Here is a 14,977-nt window from a genome sequence, read left to right as displayed (position 1 = left end):
CCTTGGTCGGGATGGAAGACACGGGCCTCAAAAGTGGGCATGAACAACAACGGCGGCTGGCGCCTGTTACCAGCTCACCAGATCGGCGTCTTCGCCCTCGCCACCAGGGCGGCCATCGCGGCCGAAGGAGAGCAGGTCGTATTCGCCATGCTCGCCCGGGGCGCGGTATTGGTACTCGTTGTGCCAGGGGTCCTTGGGCACGGCCTTGCTCAGGTAGGGCCCGGCCCAGCGCGGCTCGTCGGCCGGCTTGGCTACCAGGGCCTGCAGGCCCTGCTCGGTGCTGGGGTAGTGCCCCAGGTCGATGCGGTACTGGTCCAGCGATTTCTGCAGCGCATCGATCTGCGCGCGCGCCGCCTTGACCTCGGACTTGCCGATCTGGCCAAAGAATTTCGGGCCCACATAGCCCGCCAGCAGGCCGATGATGACCATCACCACCAGCAACTCCAGCAGGGTGAAGCCGCGGCATCGGCGGCTTAGGTCGTTCAAAGGCAGGTTCGATCGCATGGTCATCGGCTCGGCAGCATTCATCTCTACGGTGTTCTTTTTTCAGCGCTGAGCCCAGTCTACAGACCCTCACCAGCGTTCTTCTTCTCGGCCCGGCACTATGGCAGGCCCTGTGCGACAGGGCAATCGGGGCATCCCGGCCCCGTGAACGGGTGGGCGGCGCAGGCGGCGCCGGCAAGTCACTTGCGTTGCAGCTGCGAACCCATCTATCGACGCTCGCCGCCAACTCGTGCGACGCGAAGAAACCAATTCAAGTCTTGATGGTGGAAATGCAGGGTCGGTCGCTGGGTCTTATGCACCCCAATTTGCTGGGCCTGCCAATTGGCAACTGCGCGCCAACCCAGACCTGGATGACGATTTCACAAAGCCGAACAGCAAGGGAGCCATCATTTTCCAAGCATGTGCCGAATCTTCAGCCAAGCGATGCACACCAGCACCAAGGCCGCAAATATCAGCACCGATAGTATCGGCCCAATCACCAGCACGCGGATTGAATCATCAAGCGGATCACCAATGCCAGATATGTTACAGAACACATAGGCGTAGGCAGTGCAAACTGAAAATAGCGTGATTCTTAGCCAGGGGATTGGCATTCTCAAAATATCATTACTCTCAATGCATTGGGGGCCGAAGACGTGCGAGCACGTCTCCCAAATTGAATAAGCGTTTGTGCCGCGCAGGACATTCGCTTGATTTTTTCGATGCGAGTGACAGTCCTTCCGCCTGCGCGATTCGATGAATGCAACGCAAGATGGGAGACCTGACCCTCGCCCCCCTGACCCTCGCCCCCGAATGTCAGTCAATTGATTTGAGGTAAATTTCGCCGGGCGACTCCACGCCGAGTCCGGTCAGGCAGCCGTTATAAAATGCCACGTCAACAACAACCGTGCGGTCGCCAGGCAGTTCACGATAGTAGCGATATTCAAACAACTCATCCGCCGCTACCGCCTCTTGAACGGGCCGAATCATTTGGACAGGTATGATCGGCCCTTCGAAATCTGGTTCTCCGAGAATGCCTTTCACCTCATCAGGCGAGAAACATGATTCATTCACCCGATGATTTTGATCATTCCGGAGGCCCACAGATAGCCGGAAGTCTCCGCCAGGAAATAGGACAAGCTCCCCATGCCCAATTTGGCCAAGCTGATTTTCTGGATCAAACAGGTATATTTTTGAGCCGGTTTCAGAAACCCGATCAAGGCACAACCTAGGAAACACCGCTCGTCGCAGGTAGTGCGGGTTGTCAATCTTCTTGGCTTCAACTGCAACTCGAATAGCTTTGATGATTTTTGTCGGCGAACTACCCCCAGTCGCCGGCGCAGACCGAAATTGTTGACAGTCTGGCAATGCCTTGGCGTTTGGCGCGCCACTGGCATTGGCTTCAAAAGTTGCCATCGCCAGCAAGGCTGCTGCTGCCAGCGGCATGGCAGGCCTCATCCACCGTTTCCAATAGCTCTTCTTGAGCACCGGCTCGCTGTGCAGCTTGAACACGGACTTATCCAACCCTTTTGCACCTAGGAATGGTCTGTAATCTACAGGGATTCTGATTGAGGAACCAACCGAAGCTCTCAAAGCAAGCCCGGCCAGGCTCCTGGACCGCCCACCAAGACTACCAGTTAGGTCGCCGACGAGGCGAGGAATATCCCGCACCGCCAACAACGACCTTTCCGCAGACCCAGACGTACAAAAGCGCCCTCAAGAGGGCGCTTTCACAGCCGGTCAGGCTGGCAAGTGCTGCGGGCCGGGTCGCAGCCGCAGTGAGTTGCTATCTCACATCCAGTGATCGAATTCCTGCAGCGCGCGGATGCGGCGCTCGACGGCCAGGAAGCGTGCGGCGCCGGCCTGGCCGATGGCCTTGACGATGCGCGGGTGGTACTTGCGATAGACCTTGAACTCGGCGTCTTCCACGGCCAGGTATTCCTTGACGAAGTACTTGGACTGGGCGTCGGTGGGCTTGTCGCCAAAACCGATGAACTCCACCGCCAGACGGGTGGACTGGCGATTCAGCTCGGCGAGTTCGCCGGCGTAGGCGTCGTAGACCTTGGCAAAGGCCTTGGCCTGGCCATCGTCCAGTGCCAGCGACTTCAGCACATAGGCCTTGCGGTCGGTGCGCAGTTGCTCGCGCACGCTCTGCGCAGCGGCGGCATCAGGGCCGGTCGGGCCGGCGGCCATGGCGGGGGCCAGCAGGCCCATGCTCAGGGTCAGGGCGAGGCCGGCGGACAGCGCGGCAAATTTCTTGCTCTTCATCGGGGGTGCTCCTTGGATCTCTTTGATCATCATCATTCTTTTCTTCCTCACGCGGCCGGACGGAAGATCAGGGCGCCGCGCAATTCGGGGCGATTCTAGGGTCAGGCCGGCCGGGAGCAATGGGTGCTTTTACGCGCCAGCGGGGGCATGGCCTCCGGCATCCCGCGCCGGCGGCGCACAGAATCAGGCCCAGCCCGACCGGAGCCCCGCCGCCGTGCATGCCCTGCTCACCCTGATCGTCTGGTTCATCCTGCTGCTGCTGTGCTGGCCGCTGGCCCTGCTTGCGCTGCTGCTGTGGCCCCTGGTCTGGCTGATCTCGCTGCCCTTGCGGCTGATAGGCATAGGCTTCGAGGCCGTGTTCGCCTTGCTGCGCGCGCTGCTGTTCCTGCCGGCGCGCGTGCTGGGTGGGCGGCCCAGAAACTGAAAAGCCCAGGGCCCCTGGAAGGGCGCTGGGCTTGCTGGCTTGCCAAGGCTGGTGAGCTTTTTTCTTAGAACGGGATGTCGTCGTCCATATCGTCGAAGCCCGTGGAGGGCTTGGGGGCCGGTGCCGGGCGCGGGGCCGGGGCGCGGGCGGCCGGGGCGCGCGACTCGCCACCACCACCCATGTCGCCGCCACGCTCGGCGCCAGCGCCGCGGGCCTGGCGGCTGTAGCCGCCACCGCCGCCGCCACCACCACCACCTTCGTCGCCGCCGCCACCTTCACGGCCGCCCAGCAGCTGCATCTGGTCGGCAATGATTTCGGTGGTGTACTGGTCCTTGCCTTCCTTGTCCTGCCACTTGCGGGTGCGCAGACGGCCTTCCACATAGAGCGGGCGGCCCTTCTTGCAGTACTCGCCGACGATCTCGGCCAGCTTGTCGTTGAAGACGACGCGGTGCCATTCGGTCTCTTCCTGGCGCTCGCCGCTGTCGCGGCTCTTCCAGGTGCGGGTGGTGGCCAGGCTGATGGTGCAGAAGGCGACGCCGCTGGGGTTGTAGCGCAACTCGGGGTCGCGCCCCAGGTTGCCGATGAGAATGACTTTGTTGACCGAGGCCATGATGGTGAAGCGCTCCGCTGCTGGCGAGAAAGCGCAGATTATGCCGCCGTGCCCGCCAGCGCATATTGGGGTGAGCGCTTGACTCTGCATCGGCTCCAGGCTTTGCAATGCCGCCATGATGCAAAAAGAAGCTGAACTCCGCCCCCTCCTCGCCAGCACGCCCATCCTGGACTTCCACCACCCCCGCCTGCGGGCGCTGCTGTCACAGCGCGGCTGGGCCGCCCTGCCGCCCCACGAGCGCGCCGGGGCAATCTACGACTTTGTGCGCAATGAGATCGCCTTTGGCTACAACCTCGGTGACGAGATCCCGGCCTCGCAGGTGCTGGCGGATGGCATGGGCCAATGCAATACCAAGGGCAGCCTCCTGATGGCGCTGCTGCGCGGCGCCGGCCTGCCCTGCCGCTTGCACGGCTTCACCATCCACAAGCGCCTGCAAAAGGGCGCCATCACCGGCCTGGGCTACTGGCTGGCGCCGGCCAGCATCGTGCATAGCTGGGTGGAGCTGTGGCTGGACGGGCGCTGGATCGAGCTGGAAGGCTTCATCCTGGACCAGGCCTATCTGAGCGCCCTGCAGCGCCGCTTTCCCGCTGCCAAGTCCTTTTGCGGCTATGGCGCGGCCACGCCGGATCTGCAGGCGCCCGGGGTGCAGTGGAGCGGCTGCAACACCTATATCCAGAAGGAGGGCATCAACCGCGACTTCGGCGTGTTCGCAAGCCCCGACGCGTTTTACGCGCGCCACGGCAGCAATCTCAGCGGCCTCAAGCGCTGGCTTTATGTGCACTGGATACGCCGCGGCATGAACCGCCGCGTGGCGGCGTTGCGGAACAACGCTTCAGGCGCGTAGGCGGGCCGTCATGCCGGGCGATTGCCAGAGGCGCCCGTCGCGCTCGGCGATCAGCGCATCCACCTCGGGGCTCTGTGCCAGCCAGCGGCGCCCGCGCTCGGCGCCGGCCACCATGATGGCGGCACCCAGGCCGTTGATCGCCTCCAGCCGCCTGGCCACCAGCACCACGCCATGCGGGCCCTGGCTGGGCTGGCCGCTGTGCGGATCGAGGATGTGGTGATAGCGGCGGCCATCGCGCTCGAAGCAGCGCTCGTAGTCGCCCGAGGCGGCCACCCAGCCCTCGCTGAGGTTCACCGTGCCAAGCAGACGCGCCGGCGCCAGCGGGTCGCGCAGGCCGATGCGCCAATCGCGTCCCTGCAACTGGCCCTGCACCAGCACATCGCCGCCGCCATTGAGCATGGCGTTCTCGATGCCGTGGCGGCGCAGCACCTGCATGCCCGCCGCCAGGATCGGCAGCTTGGCGATGCCGCCCAGGTCCAGGCGCATGCCGGGGCGCAGCAGGCGCGCCGTCATGGCACGCTCGTCCAGCAGCAGCTCGCGGTGGTCCACCAGGGGCAGCTCGCGCGCCAGTTGGGCGGGCGTGGGCATGGCGGGCCGGTCCGGCTCGAAGCTCCACTCGGCCAGCGCGCCAATGGTCGGATCAAATGCACCGCCGCTGCGCAGCGCCATCGCCTTGGCCATGCGCAACACGCCAAACATCTCGGCCGGCAGGGCCAGCGCCTCGCGTCCGGCGGCGCGCTGCAGCGCCGAAACCAGGCTGTCCGCCCGGTAGCGGCTCATCTGCGCGGCCAGGCGCTCCATCTCGGCGAAGGCGGCCTGCAGCGCCAGGCGGCGCTGCTCGGCGTCCGCGGCCTGCACGGTGATGTCCAGCCGTGTGCCCATCAGGGGCCTGGAGGCCTGCTGCACCTGGGCATCGGCCAGGGCCGGGCGCAGATACAGCGCCGTGGCCAGCAAGGGCAGGGCGGCGCCAAAGGCGCGTCGCTTCAGCATGATGGCGTGGCCCGTCCGTTCAGCGCGATTGCGCCACCATGAAGTCGACGGCCGCCTTGACTTCCTCGTCCTTCAGGGCCGCGCCACCGCCGCGCGCGGGCATCATGCCCTTGGCGCCGGTAAAGCCCTCGAGGGCATGCTTGTACAGCGTTTCCTCGCCCTGGGCGATGCGCGGGCCCCAGTCGGCCTTGTCGCCGGGCTTGGGCGCTCCGGCCACACCGGCCGCATGGCACATGGCGCAGACCTTGCCGAAGGTGGACTTGCCCAGCGCGTTCTCGGCCGGGGCTGCCGCCACGGCCGCCGACGCGGGGGCCGGGCTTGCGGCGGGCGCGGCCGGCGCCGCAGCCTCCTGCTTGCCGCAGGCCACCAGAGCTGCCAGGGTCAGGGCCATGAGGCCGAATCGGGTGATGCTGTTCTTAACCATTGCGCTTCTCTCTGAGTTCTTCATCCCGCACCGCGGGTCATGCCGTATCGGCCACCTGTCACAGGCGCGATTCTGAAGAGTCCCGGCGCGGGCCGCCAGTGAATTGTTCGATGCAAGATACATATTCCAGGTCAATTTGCATTTCTTGAACTGGGTCAAGGCATGCCATGAGCGGGCTGACGACGATGCGCATGCCCCTCCCAAGCACATCCCATGTCCCATTCCTCCATGCACCACTTGCGCCGGCTCGGCCTGCGTCGCGCCATGGTGGCCCTGCTGCTGATGGCCTGGGCATGGGGATGGGCGGCGCCGCTGATCCAGCCGGTCGGCCTGCAGCTGGTATGCGGCAGTGCCGGCATGCGCATGCTGGAGGCGCAGGACGACGCGTCCGGCGGCGCTGCTGCAGGCCTGCTGCAGGCGCATGGCGCCTCGGTCTGTTCGCAATGCTGCCTACCGCTGGACCTGCCGCTCGATCCGCCAGGTCTGCAAGCCGCTTCCCACAGTTGGCGACCGGCCGCCGCAAGCCGCTGCCCGCCTTCTCCCATCACCGCCACACAAGCCGCATCTTTGCCGGCCCGTGGCCCTCCCTGCTTTGCCTGAAAACCTAGCCACAAGGTAAGACCATGAAAGACGACAGCAAGACCGTGACCGCCGTGCAGCCCACCGCCCTGGGCCGCCGCCGCTTCATCAACACCGCGGCCCTCACCGGCCTGACCCTGGGCGTGGCCGCCTGTGCCGACAAGAAGGCCGGCGACGGCGCCCCGGCCGCGGCCAGCGGCCCCGCCACCACCGCCCAGCATGGCGCGGGCGGGGCCAATGCCACCCACCTGAAGCCGGGCGAGCTGGACAGCTACTACGGCCTGTGGAGCGGCGGTCATACGGGCGACGTGCGCGTGCTGGGCCTGCCCTCGGGCCGCGAACTGCTGCGCATTCCCTGCTTCAACCCCGACGCGCTGGTGGGCTGGGGCATCACCAATGAGTCCAAGAAGGTGATGGGCACCAAGGCCGACGGCAGCCTGCGCTACACCGTGGCCGACACCCACCATGTGCACGCCTCCTACAAGGACGGCAACTACGACGGCCGCTACGCCTGGGTGAACGACAAGATCAACAGCCGCATCGCGCGCATCAGGCTCGACTACTTCGTCTGCGACAAGATCACCGAGCTGCCCAATGTGCAGGGCTTCCACGGCATCTTCCCGGACAAGGCCGACCCGGTTGATCCGAAGATCAACTACACCACGCGGGTGTTCTGCGGCGCCGAGTTCTCCATCCCCCTGCCCAACACCGGCAGCGAAGACGCCACCAAGTACCACTCGCTGTTCACCTGCGTGGACGCCGAGAGCATGGAAGTGCGTTGGCAGGTGCTGATCGACGGCAACTGCGACCTCACCGCCACCTCGTACGACGGCAAGCTCGCCGCCACCAACCAGTACAACACCGAGATGGGTGCGAAGTACGAGGACATGATGTCCGCCGAGCGCGACGCCTGCCTGTTCTTCAACATCGCCCGCATCGAAGAGGCCGTCAAGGCCGGCAAGTTCAAGACCTATGGCGACTCCAAGGTGCCGGTGGTGGACGGTACGCATGCCGCCAACAAGGACCCCAAGACCGCGCTGACCGCCTATGTGAGCGTCCCCAAGAACCCGCACGGCGTGAACGCCAGCCCCGACGCCAAGTACTTCATCTGCGCCGGCAAGCTCTCGCCCACCGCCACCGTGATCGAGCTGGCCAAGGTGTTGGACTATTTCGACGGCAAGCTGGAATCGCCCGACAAGGCCATCGTCGCCGAGGTCGAGCTGGGCCTGGGCCCCTTGCATACCGCCTTCGACGGCCGCGGCAATGCCTTCACCACGCTGTTCCTGGACAGCCAGGTGGTGAAATGGAACGTCGAGGCCGCGATCAAGTTCCACGCCGGCGACAAGAGCGCCAAGTACGTGGTGGACCGCATCGACGTGCAATACCAGCCGGGCCACCTGAACGCCAGCCAGTCCGAGACGCGTGCCGCCGACGGCAAGTACCTGGCCGTGGGCTGCAAGTTCTCCAAGGATCGCTTCCTGCCGGTGGGCCCGCTGCACGCCGAGAACGAGCAGCTGATCGACATCTCGGGCGAGAAGATGGTGCTGCTGGCCGACCACCCGGTGCGCGGCGAGCCGCATGACTTCATCATCTTCAAGCGCGATCTGGTCAAGCCCAAGCAGGTCTACGCGCTGGAGGACTTCCCGCTGGCGGTGAAGGACCCGAAGGAATCCGGCGTGACGCGCAATGGCAAGAAGGTCACCGTCAAGCTGACCTCGCAGGCCCCGGCCTTCAGCATGCGCGAGTTCAAGCTCAAGAAGGGCGACGAGGTTACGCTGATCCTCACCAACCTCGACAAGGTGGAGGATCTGACGCACGGCTTCGCCATCCCGAAGTACAACGTCAACTTCATCGTCAACCCGCTGGAGACCGCCTCGGTCACCTTTGTGGCCGACAAGCCGGGCGTGTTCTGGTGCTACTGCACCCACTTCTGCCATGCACTGCACCTGGAAATGCGCACGCGCATGATTGTTGAGGCTTGATAGACGACTGAGATCGCCGGGCAGCGGGACTCGAGCCCCGCCGCCCGGCAGAAACGAGAAAAATGCCGGTAGTTGATCTGTTTGCGGCCAGCCTCAGGGTGCTGGCCGCACCTTTTATGGCCCTGCTGCTGGCGCAAGCACAGCCGGCCCAGGCCCAGGCCTACGAGGCCAAGCTGAGCCCCGAGCTCGCCACCGCCGCAGACCTCTGCGCCCTGGTGCCCTGCCACGAGGTGTTCCCGGGCGCCAAGAGCTTTTCGCCGCGCATGGGCCAACCGCCCTATGTCGAGGCCTATGGCGAGCCCGACCCGCAGCAACCCGCCAAGAAGGGCAAGCTACTCGGCTATGTGATGCTGTCCACCGACATCACCGACACCCCCGCATATTCCGGCAAGCCGGTGGTGACGCTGATCGGTATGGACGTCAAGGGCCGCTATGTGGGCGTGAAGGTGCTCAAGCATTCCGAGCCCATCCTGCTGCTGGGCATTCCCGAGCAGGCCCTGATCAATTTCAACAAGCAGTACCTGGGCAAGTCGGTCACCGACCTGATCGAGGTAGGCCCCTCGCGCCCCGAGGAAAGCGTGCTGGGCGTGGACGCGATCTCGGGCGCCACCGTCACCGTGGTGGCACAGAACCAGGTGATGCAGCTCTCCGGCAGCGCGGTGGCGCGCCAGGTCGGCATCATTGCGCCCACCCAGCGCGACGCCGCCCGCTATGCCCTGAGCGGCAGAATGAACTACAGCTGGGCCGAGCTGGTGCAGCTTGGCGCCGTGCAGCAGTTGCGCGTGCGGCCCGAACAAGTGGGCCTGGAACGCGGCTCCGAGCCCTTCATCGAACTCTGGTTTGGCGACCTCAACCACCCCGAGCTGGGCACCAGCCTCTTGGGCGAACGCGGCTTCGCCAACCTGCGCAGCCGCCTCAAGGAAGGCGACCATGCCTTCTTCGTCATCCGCAGCGCCGGCGCCGAGTCCTTCAAGGGTTCGGGCTTTGTGCGCGGCGGCATTTACGACCGCGTGCAGGTCAAGCAGGGCGCAGACGCCTTCACCTTCCGCGACCTCGACTACCTGAACCTCTACGGCCTCGAAGCCGCCGGCGCGCCCGGCTACAGCGAGTCCGCCATCTTCATCATCCGCGCCGGCTCGTTCTCGGCCGCCTACCCCTGGAAGCTGGCCTTTCTGGGCAACCGCGTGGACCGCGCCACCGGCCAACGCAGCTTTGCGGTGTTCGAGTCCAAGTACTGGCTGCCCGCCAGCATGCTCGAAGGCGGCCGGCCGGCGGTGCAGGAGCCCGACGCACCCTGGGTGCGCATCTGGAAGACGCGCGCGCTGGAGATCGGCCTGTTCATCGCCCTGCTGCTGGGCGTGACCGTCGTGTACGCGCTGCGCGAGCGCCTGACGCGTGCGTCCACGCACAAGAACAAGTGGCCGGTGAATGCCTTCAAGTACAGCGCCTGGGCCCTGTCGATCGTGTTCGTTGGCTTTGGCGTGATGGCCCAACCCTCCATCACCCAGGTGCTGACCTGGTTCCATGCGCTGCTGTTCCAGTGGACCTGGTCGCTGTTCCTGTCCGACCCCTTCGTCTTCATCTTCTGGATCTTCATCATCGTCACCGTGTTCCTGTTCGGACGCGGCCTGTTCTGCGGCTGGATGTGCCCCTTCGGCTCGCTCTCCGAGGCGATCTACAAGCTCGGCCGCAAGCTCGGCATGAAGCGCTGGCAGACCCAGCTGCCGCAGCCCCTGCACGACCGGCTCAAGTGGCTGAAGTACGGCATCTTCTTTGGCCTGCTGGCGGTCTCGATGTTCTCGATGACGCAGGCCGAGATGCTGGCCGAGGTGGAACCCTTCAAGACCACCTTCCTGGTCGGCATCAGCCACCGCGCCTGGCCCTACGGCCTGTTCGTGGCCCTGCTGCTTGGCATCTCGCTCTTCATCGAGCGGCCCTATTGCAAATACATCTGCCCGCTGGGCGCGGCCCTGGCCATGCCCAGCACCTTCCGCTGGTTCGGCCTGAGGCGCAAGCAGGACTGCAATAGTTGCAAGGCCTGCGCGGTGGGCTGCGGGGCCCAGGCCATCGATGCGGCGGGCCGCATCGACCACCGCGAATGCCTGCACTGCCTGGACTGCATGGTGCTCTACACCGACAGCCATGGCTGCCCGCCGCTGGCCAAGGAGCGCAAGCGACGCGAGCGCGACGGACTCTTGATCACGCCCATCGGCCAGGACGGCTACTTCATTCCCATCCAGCCGGTGGTCATGCCCGCAAAGGTGGCCCAGGGTCCGGATCCGCGCATGCCCACCGACCCGGCCGCGCCCTACCACCAGGCCGGCGAGTCGCGCCTGACCTGGTTGCTGATGGAGTTGCGCGACCACCTCATCCCCTGGAGCCGCAAGGGTTGGAAGAGCCAGCGCGCGCTGCAGATCGCCGGCCTCTCGCTGGCCGTGGCGGCCAGCCTGGCCTGGCTGCTGGCCGCCAGCGGCCGGCTCTCCTCGGCCGCCATCATCGGCTGGTGGTTTGGCTGGAGCGTCTACGAGGTGCTGATACGCATGAGCGGCCGCCGCTATGTGAAGGACGGCCCCTGGTGGCGCGCCAACTACCGCGTGGCCGGTTGGATGGACATGGTGAGCTATGTCGGTTTCAAAAACCTGCTGATTGGCGCCACGCTGTTCCTGAGTTTGAAGGCGCTGGGGATGCTGGGATGAGGTGCTTGGCCGCGTTCGCGTTGGCTGCGCTGCTGGGCCCAGCCCAGGCCGCCACCCTGCGCGTGCAGCCGGGCGAATCGGTGCAGGCCGCGATCACGCGCGCCGCGCCCGGCGATGTGATCGAGATCGCACGCGGCCACTACGCCGAGAACCTGCTGGTGGACAAGCCGCTGACCCTGCGCGGCATGCAGCGCCCCACCATCAGCGGCGGCATGAAGGGCGACACCATCCGCGTCACGGCGCCCGATGTCACCCTTGAGGGCCTGCTGGTGCGCGACTCGGGCGACAGCCTGAAGGACCAGAACAGCGGCATCTACATCCGCCCCGGCGCGCACCGCGCGGTGGTGCGCAACTGCGAGATCAGCACCAGCCTGTTCGGCCTGTGGATAGAAAAGGCCAACGAGGTGCTGGTGCAGGGCAATGTCATCACCGGCAAGCGCGAGTACAACAGCTCGCAGCGCGGCAACGGCATCCAGCTCTATAACACCGATGGCGCGCGCATCCTTGCCAACCACATCAGCTTCGTGCGCGACGCGCTCTATGTCGACGTTTCGCACCATGCGGTGTTCAAGGGCAACCGCCTGCACCACAGCCGCTACGGCACGCATTACATGAACTCCTACTACAACCTGTGGGAGGACAACGACAGCTACCACAACCGCGGCGGCCTGGCGCTGATGGAGGCGCGCAACCAGATCGTTCGCAACAACCGCACCTGGGGCAACAGCGATCACGGCATCATGCTGCGCACCCTGCAGGACTCGGTGGTGGAAGACAACGTCATCGCCGGCAATGCGCGCGGCTTCTTCATCTACGACGTCGAGTACGTCACGCTGCGCGGCAATCTGGTGGTCGACAACCAGGTGGGCGTGCACCTGGCCGCCGGCTCCACCCGCAATGTGGTGGAGGGCAATGACTTCGTCGCCAACCGCGAGCAGGTGCGCTATGTGGGCTCGCGCGACGAGCGTTGGGGCGGCAAACCCGGTGAGAAGGGCAAGGGCAACCACTGGAGCAACTACCTGGGCTGGGACCGCGACGGCGACGGCATCGGCGATCTGCCCTACGAGGCCAACGACATGGTGGACCGCCTGCAATGGCGCCACCCCGAAATGAAGCTGCTGCTGGGCAGCCCCGCGGTGCAGGCGTTGCGTCTGGTGGGCCAGCAGTTCCCGGTGCTGCGCGTGCCCAGCGTGGTGGATGATGCGCCCCGCATGGCCCCGGCCAACAAGACATGGAGCACTTGGCGTGACAAGCGATTCAATTGATGCAATCCAGCTGCGCGGCGTAGTCAAGCGCTACGGCACGCTGACGGCGGTGGACGGCGTGGACCTCACCGTGCCGCGCGGCCAGCTGCTGGGCCTGATCGGGCACAACGGCGCCGGCAAGAGCACCTTGTTCAAGATGATGCTGGGGCTGATCAAGCCCAGCAGTGGCGAGATCCTGGTGAACGGCAGCAATGTGCGCGGGCGCGACTTCCGCGCCGCGCGCCGCGGCATCGGCTACCTGCCCGAGAACCTGGTGCTGTACGACAACCTCACCGCGCTGGAAACGCTGCAGTTCTTTGCCAAGCTCAAGGGCGCGCCCGCCACGCAATGCCAGCCCCTGCTGGAGCAGGTGGGGCTTGCCGCGGCCACGCAGCGTCCGGTGCGCGAGTTCTCCAAGGGCATGCGCCAGCGCCTGGGTTTCGCGCAGGCCCTGCTGGGCACGCCGCGCGTGCTGTTCCTGGACGAACCCACCACCGGCCTGGACCCGAGCGCAATCCGCGAGTTCTACGAGGTGCTGAAGCAACTGCGCGCCCAGGGTGTGACCCTGGTGATCAGCTCGCACATCCTGGCCGAGTTGCAGGCGCGTGTGGACCGCCTGGCCATCATGGCCAATGGCCGCGTCCAGGCCCAGGGGAGCGTGAGCGAGTTGCGCGAGCAGCTGCAGCTGCCGCTGCAGGTCTCGCTGGCAGCCGCGCCGGCCGAGCATCCGGCCCTGCGCGAGGGCCTGCGCCCGCTGGGCAGCCTGCGCTTCGTCGAAGCCGAGGGACGCCTGAGCTTCAGCTGCCCGCGCCCGGCCAAGATGGCGCTGCTCGGGGCACTGGCGCCACTGGCCTCGCGCCTGCAGGACGTGCAGATCCACGAACCCACGCTGGAAGACATGTTCTTCGGCCTGAGGGAGGCCACATGAGGCTGGAAATCCAACAAGTCCTGACGCTGGCCGGCAAGGAGTTCCGCGACCGCCTGCGCAATCGCTGGGTGTTGGCGGTGGCGCTGGTGTTCACCGTGTTCTCGCTCGTCATCACCTATTTCGGCGGCGCCAGCCAGGGCCAGGTGGGGCCGCGCTCGATCGAATTCACGATCGCCAGCCTGGTCAGCCTGGTGATCTATCTGGTGCCCCTGATCGCCCTGCTCTTGGGCTTCGACGCGGTGGTGGGCGAGCGCGAGCGCGGCTCGCTGGACCTGCTCTTGGCCCTGCCCATCACCCGGTTGGAGTTGCTGCTGGGCAAGTACCTGGGCCTGGCCGCGGCGCTCACGCTCTCGACCCTGGCCGGCTTTGCGCTGGTGGCGGTGCTGCTGTACCAGCAGTTCAGCTGGGCCGGGCTCTACCACTACCTGGGCTTTGTGCTCAGCTCGGCGCTGCTGGGCCTGGCCTTTCTGAGCCTGGCGTTGCTGCTCTCGGTGCTGGCGCGCGACCGCACGCGCGCCTCTGGCCTGGCGATCGCGCTGTGGTTCGGCTTCGTGCTGGTGTTCGACCTGCTGCTGCTGGGACTGCTGGTGGCCAGCGGTGGCGCCTACGGTGGCGAGAGCCTGGCCTATGTGCTGCTGCTCAACCCGGCCGATCTGTACCGCATCCTGAATGTGTTTTCGCTCGACGAGGTGCGCAGCCTCTACGGCCTGGCCAGCATCGTGCCGCCCGCACTGGCCAATCCCTGGCTGATGGGCACGGCCATGCTGGGTTGGATCCTCGGACCGCTGGCGCTGGCCTCCTGGAGATTCAAACCATGACAAACAAGCTGAACCGGCGCCTGCTGCTCGCAGGTGGCCTCTCGTCCCTCTTGCTGGCCGCCTGCGGCAAGCCCGCCGAGGCGCCCCTGGTGGCCGCCGAAATCGAGCCCGCGAGCACCTGCGACCTGGACGGCATGCTGCTGGCCGACTACCCGGGTCCCAAGGCCCAGATCCACTACGCCGGTGAGGACAAGCCGCATTGGCTGTGCGACACGGTGGAAATGTTCTCGCTGCTGCTCAGGCCCGAGCAGGTCAAGACGGTGCGTGCGGTATTCACGCAAGACATGGCCCTGGCCGACTGGGAACAGCCGCGCGGCCATTGGTTCGATGCGCGCAGCGGCTTCTATGTGCATGGCAGCAAGAAGCGCGGCTCGATGGGGCCCACCCTGGCCAGCTTCCGCGAGGAGGCGGCGGCCAAGGCCTTCGCGGCCCAGCATGGCGGCCGCGTGCTGCGCTTCGCCGAGGTCAAGCCCGAGCTGGTGGACCTGAGCGGCGGGGCCCTGCACGACAGCCGCATGTAGCCATGCCAAGCCATCGTCGGAGCTGGGCCCTGCTGTTGCTGAGCGCGATGCTGCTGCAAGGCAGCGCGCCCCCGCCCAAGGACTTCGATATCTGCAGCCAGCGTCGTGGCGCGGCAGCCGCATTTGGCCACCCCAGGCCGGCACTTGGTCGCCTCTAGGTCCGGGA

At 65.9% G+C, this 14,977-nt stretch carries 15 protein-coding genes; 9 read left to right on the top strand and 6 right to left on the bottom strand.

The genetic code is table 11. From position 1 onward, the window contains the following. Positions 1 to 66: 66 nt before the first annotated feature. The 3 genes from gspG to WG898_RS13035 all read right to left on the bottom strand — a co-directional run bounded on the left by gspG (position 67) and on the right by WG898_RS13035 (position 2,751). Positions 67 to 504, bottom strand: coding sequence for a type II secretion system major pseudopilin GspG (gene gspG / locus WG898_RS13045; protein ID WP_339603229.1), 438 nt, complete (start codon positions 502 to 504; stop codon positions 67 to 69). Positions 505 to 1,299: 795 nt separating this feature from the next. Then, positions 1,300 to 1,995: a hypothetical protein gene (locus WG898_RS13040; RefSeq protein ID WP_339603228.1), complete on the bottom strand. Its 696-nt coding sequence runs from the start codon at positions 1,993 to 1,995 to the stop codon at positions 1,300 to 1,302. 279 nt (positions 1,996 to 2,274) lie between these two features. Beyond that, on the bottom strand, positions 2,275 to 2,751 hold the full coding sequence (locus WG898_RS13035) for a hypothetical protein (RefSeq protein WP_339603227.1): 477 nt from the start codon (positions 2,749 to 2,751) through the stop codon (positions 2,275 to 2,277). 214 nt (positions 2,752 to 2,965) lie between these two features. Here WG898_RS13035 and WG898_RS13030 point away from each other — a divergent pair, with 214 nt between their 5' ends. Then, the gene (locus WG898_RS13030; RefSeq protein WP_339603226.1) at positions 2,966 to 3,175 is read left to right on the top strand and encodes a hypothetical protein; all 210 of its coding nucleotides are present in this window, start codon (positions 2,966 to 2,968) and stop codon (positions 3,173 to 3,175) included. A 64-nt stretch (positions 3,176 to 3,239) separates the two neighbouring features. Here the strand turns inward: WG898_RS13030 and ssb are convergent, their stop codons facing one another. Next, complete coding sequence (gene ssb / locus WG898_RS13025; protein ID WP_339603225.1) at positions 3,240 to 3,785, bottom strand: single-stranded DNA-binding protein; 546 nt, start codon at positions 3,783 to 3,785, stop codon at positions 3,240 to 3,242. A gap of 115 nt (positions 3,786 to 3,900) precedes the next feature. Here ssb and WG898_RS13020 point away from each other — a divergent pair, with 115 nt between their 5' ends. Continuing rightward, positions 3,901 to 4,629: a transglutaminase-like domain-containing protein gene (locus tag WG898_RS13020; protein ID WP_339603224.1), complete on the top strand. Its 729-nt coding sequence runs from the start codon at positions 3,901 to 3,903 to the stop codon at positions 4,627 to 4,629. Here the strand turns inward: WG898_RS13020 and WG898_RS13015 are convergent. Further along, on the bottom strand, positions 4,618 to 5,619 hold the full coding sequence (locus WG898_RS13015; protein ID WP_339603223.1) for an FAD:protein FMN transferase: 1,002 nt from the start codon (positions 5,617 to 5,619) through the stop codon (positions 4,618 to 4,620). The genes WG898_RS13020 and WG898_RS13015 overlap by 12 nt on opposite strands. A 19-nt stretch (positions 5,620 to 5,638) precedes the next feature. After that, positions 5,639 to 6,043, bottom strand: a complete 405-nt coding sequence (locus WG898_RS13010) for a c-type cytochrome (RefSeq protein WP_444718938.1) — start codon at positions 6,041 to 6,043, stop codon at positions 5,639 to 5,641. 213 nt (positions 6,044 to 6,256) lie between these two features. On the opposite strand from WG898_RS13010, the gene WG898_RS13005 reads away from it, so the two are divergent. The 7 genes from WG898_RS13005 (at position 6,257) to WG898_RS12975 (ending at position 14,811) form a co-directional block, all read left to right on the top strand. Then, positions 6,257 to 6,643, top strand: a complete 387-nt coding sequence (locus tag WG898_RS13005) for a hypothetical protein (protein WP_339603222.1) — start codon at positions 6,257 to 6,259, stop codon at positions 6,641 to 6,643. Positions 6,644 to 6,666: 23 nt separating this feature from the next. Next, on the top strand, positions 6,667 to 8,604 hold the full coding sequence (gene nosZ, locus WG898_RS13000; protein WP_339603221.1) for a TAT-dependent nitrous-oxide reductase: 1,938 nt from the start codon (positions 6,667 to 6,669) through the stop codon (positions 8,602 to 8,604). Positions 8,605 to 8,666: 62 nt separating this feature from the next. Further along, positions 8,667 to 11,300, top strand: a complete 2,634-nt coding sequence (locus WG898_RS12995; RefSeq protein ID WP_444718937.1) for a 4Fe-4S binding protein — start codon at positions 8,667 to 8,669, stop codon at positions 11,298 to 11,300. Continuing rightward, entirely contained in the window at positions 11,297 to 12,565 is a 1,269-nt protein-coding gene (locus tag WG898_RS12990) for a nitrous oxide reductase family maturation protein NosD (protein ID WP_339603220.1), read from the top strand. The genes WG898_RS12995 and WG898_RS12990 overlap by 4 nt, the downstream gene beginning before the upstream one ends. Continuing rightward, positions 12,501 to 13,472, top strand: coding sequence for an ABC transporter ATP-binding protein (locus tag WG898_RS12985; RefSeq protein WP_444718941.1), 972 nt, complete (start codon positions 12,501 to 12,503; stop codon positions 13,470 to 13,472). The genes WG898_RS12990 and WG898_RS12985 overlap by 65 nt, the downstream gene beginning before the upstream one ends. Next, complete coding sequence (locus WG898_RS12980; RefSeq protein WP_339603218.1) at positions 13,469 to 14,290, top strand: ABC transporter permease; 822 nt, start codon at positions 13,469 to 13,471, stop codon at positions 14,288 to 14,290. Before WG898_RS12985 ends, WG898_RS12980 begins: the two co-directional genes overlap by 4 nt. Next, positions 14,287 to 14,811, top strand: coding sequence for a nitrous oxide reductase accessory protein NosL (locus WG898_RS12975; RefSeq protein ID WP_339603217.1), 525 nt, complete (start codon positions 14,287 to 14,289; stop codon positions 14,809 to 14,811). Before WG898_RS12980 ends, WG898_RS12975 begins: the two co-directional genes overlap by 4 nt. Positions 14,812 to 14,977 lie beyond the last annotated feature (166 nt).

The organism is Paucibacter soli (genome assembly GCF_037482845.1).
Lineage (GTDB): Bacteria > Pseudomonadota > Gammaproteobacteria > Burkholderiales > Burkholderiaceae_C > Paucibacter_B > Paucibacter_B soli.
This window is presented reverse-complemented; position numbering and strand designations above follow the sequence as displayed.

Bases quoted from the DNA above. Each gene is read 5' to 3' on its own strand.
- WG898_RS12985 (WP_444718941.1), top strand. From the start codon at position 12,501: ATGCGCCCCGCATGGCCCCGGCCAACAAGACATGGAGCACTTGGCGTG.
- nosZ (WP_339603221.1), top strand. From the start codon at position 6,667: ATGAAAGACGACAGCAAGACCGTGACCGCCGTGCAGCCCACCGCCCTG.
- WG898_RS13010 (WP_444718938.1), bottom strand. From the start codon at position 6,043: ATGGTTAAGAACAGCATCACCCGATTCGGCCTCATGGCCCTGACCCTG.
- WG898_RS12995 (WP_444718937.1), top strand. From the start codon at position 8,667: ATGCCGGTAGTTGATCTGTTTGCGGCCAGCCTCAGGGTGCTGGCCGCA.
- WG898_RS12980 (WP_339603218.1), top strand. From the start codon at position 13,469: ATGAGGCTGGAAATCCAACAAGTCCTGACGCTGGCCGGCAAGGAGTTC.
- WG898_RS12990 (WP_339603220.1), top strand. From the start codon at position 11,297: ATGAGGTGCTTGGCCGCGTTCGCGTTGGCTGCGCTGCTGGGCCCAGCC.
- ssb (WP_339603225.1), bottom strand. From the start codon at position 3,785: ATGGCCTCGGTCAACAAAGTCATTCTCATCGGCAACCTGGGGCGCGAC.
- WG898_RS13005 (WP_339603222.1), top strand. From the start codon at position 6,257: ATGTCCCATTCCTCCATGCACCACTTGCGCCGGCTCGGCCTGCGTCGC.
- WG898_RS13020 (WP_339603224.1), top strand. From the start codon at position 3,901: ATGATGCAAAAAGAAGCTGAACTCCGCCCCCTCCTCGCCAGCACGCCC.
- gspG (WP_339603229.1), bottom strand. From the start codon at position 504: ATGCGATCGAACCTGCCTTTGAACGACCTAAGCCGCCGATGCCGCGGC.
- WG898_RS12975 (WP_339603217.1), top strand. From the start codon at position 14,287: ATGACAAACAAGCTGAACCGGCGCCTGCTGCTCGCAGGTGGCCTCTCG.
- WG898_RS13015 (WP_339603223.1), bottom strand. From the start codon at position 5,619: ATGCTGAAGCGACGCGCCTTTGGCGCCGCCCTGCCCTTGCTGGCCACG.
- WG898_RS13035 (WP_339603227.1), bottom strand. From the start codon at position 2,751: ATGAAGAGCAAGAAATTTGCCGCGCTGTCCGCCGGCCTCGCCCTGACC.